The organism is Micromonospora sp. NPDC049799 (assembly GCF_040656655.1).
Taxonomy (GTDB): Bacteria; Actinomycetota; Actinomycetes; order Mycobacteriales; family Micromonosporaceae; genus Micromonospora.
Window position 1 is genome coordinate 1 of sequence record NZ_JBFAMU010000823.1, and the last position, 1,484, is coordinate 1,484.

1 pseudogene is annotated in these 1,484 nt (G+C 77.4%); it reads right to left on the reverse strand.

Features of this window, described 5'->3' with window-relative positions:
- A pseudogene (locus tag AB0I76_RS29810) lies at nt 1-1,484 on the reverse strand (ABC transporter permease); the annotation flags it as partial.

Sequence of the window (1,484 nt, forward strand, 5' to 3'; positions counted from 1 at the left end):
GTCACCGGCCAGGTCGTCGGCGACGGCCAGCCGGTCGGACACGCTCAGCCCGCCCAGGGCCGCCGCCGCCGTGGCCGCCTGCTCGCGCTGCTGCGGCACCACCGACAGCCACCACTCCTGCGGGTCGCGCACGATGCCGTGGTCGTGGACCAGCCGGTTGCTCAACGATGGCAGGTCGGCCAGCAGCGCCGCGGGTTCGGTGCTGCCGGGCACGGAGTCCACGGTCCCGGTGATCCGCACGTCGACCTCCGCGCCGGCCAGGTACAGCCGGGTCCGGTCCCCGACGTCGACCCGCAGCGCCGCCAACGCCTGCGGGGTGGCCACCAGGGGCACCGGGTCGTCGGCGGCGGGCCGCACGACGGCCAGCTGCACGGCGGTGCCGCGGAGGACGAAGCCGGTGTCCTCCTCCCGCGTGTACCGGACGGAGACGGTCGCGCCGGCGACCGCCGCCTCGGCGGTGGAGCCGGACCGGTCGGTCCATCGCCACCCGCCCGCGCCGAGGTCGACGGGTGCCCCGGCGGTGGCGTCGGCGCTGGTGCGCAGGTCCCGGACGAGCCAGTCGAGGATCATGCCGGGCCGGCCGACGCTGTCGACGGTGAACCCGGCCAGGCGGGCCGCTCCCGCGCCGGTGGGCAGGTCGACGGCGAAGCGCAGCGCCTCGCCGTCGCGGGTGGAGCCCAGCGCCAGCCGCCGGTGGCCGCCGTGCGGGTCGACGAGGACCGCGTACGTCTGCACGGTCACCGTGGAGTCGGCGTTCACGATGCGGGTCAGCAGTTCCCCGGTGAGCCGGCGGGCGTCGGCCGGCAGGTCGGTGACCGGGGCGGTCACGCGGCTCCCGGCGAGCATGCCGAACACGTCGCCGTCGGCCAGGTCCGGTCGTAGCCGCACCACCCCCTCGGCGGTGCGCGCGTCCAGGGCCACCAGGGAACCCGGGGTGGACACCGGTCCGAGCCGCAGTGCCTCCCGCCAGGTGGCCAGGGCGGTCCGGGTGGCCGGCAGTGCGGCGATCTGGTCGGTCCGCGCGGCGGGAGCGGAGCCGTTGGCCTCGGTGAGCCGCAGGTCCGCCCCGACCTGGTGTTCGGCCTGGTCGGTCAGGGAACGTTCGCTGGTGGCGGCGAGACACCAGGCCAGGGTGCCGACGGCGACGGCGAGGGCGAGCAGCAGCACGGGGCCGGCGTGCGGGCGGCGGCCGGCCTGCCAGGTGCCGAGGATCGTCGCCGTCCACGGCTTGCGGTCGACCCACCGTTCGGCCAGGCGGGTCAGCGGGGGCAGCAGCCGCAGGGCGAGTACCGCGCCGGCGAGCACCCCGATGGTGGGGGCGGCCGCCAGCAGCGGGTCCACGTCAAGGGCGCCGGAGCGGCTGCGGGACAGCGGTGACGAGTACTGCCGTAGCTGGTACCAGGCCAGCACCGCCAGCGCGACCAGCAGCACGTCGACGCCGGCGCGCTGCACCGCGCCGCGCCGGCTGGGCCGGGAGCGGGCGG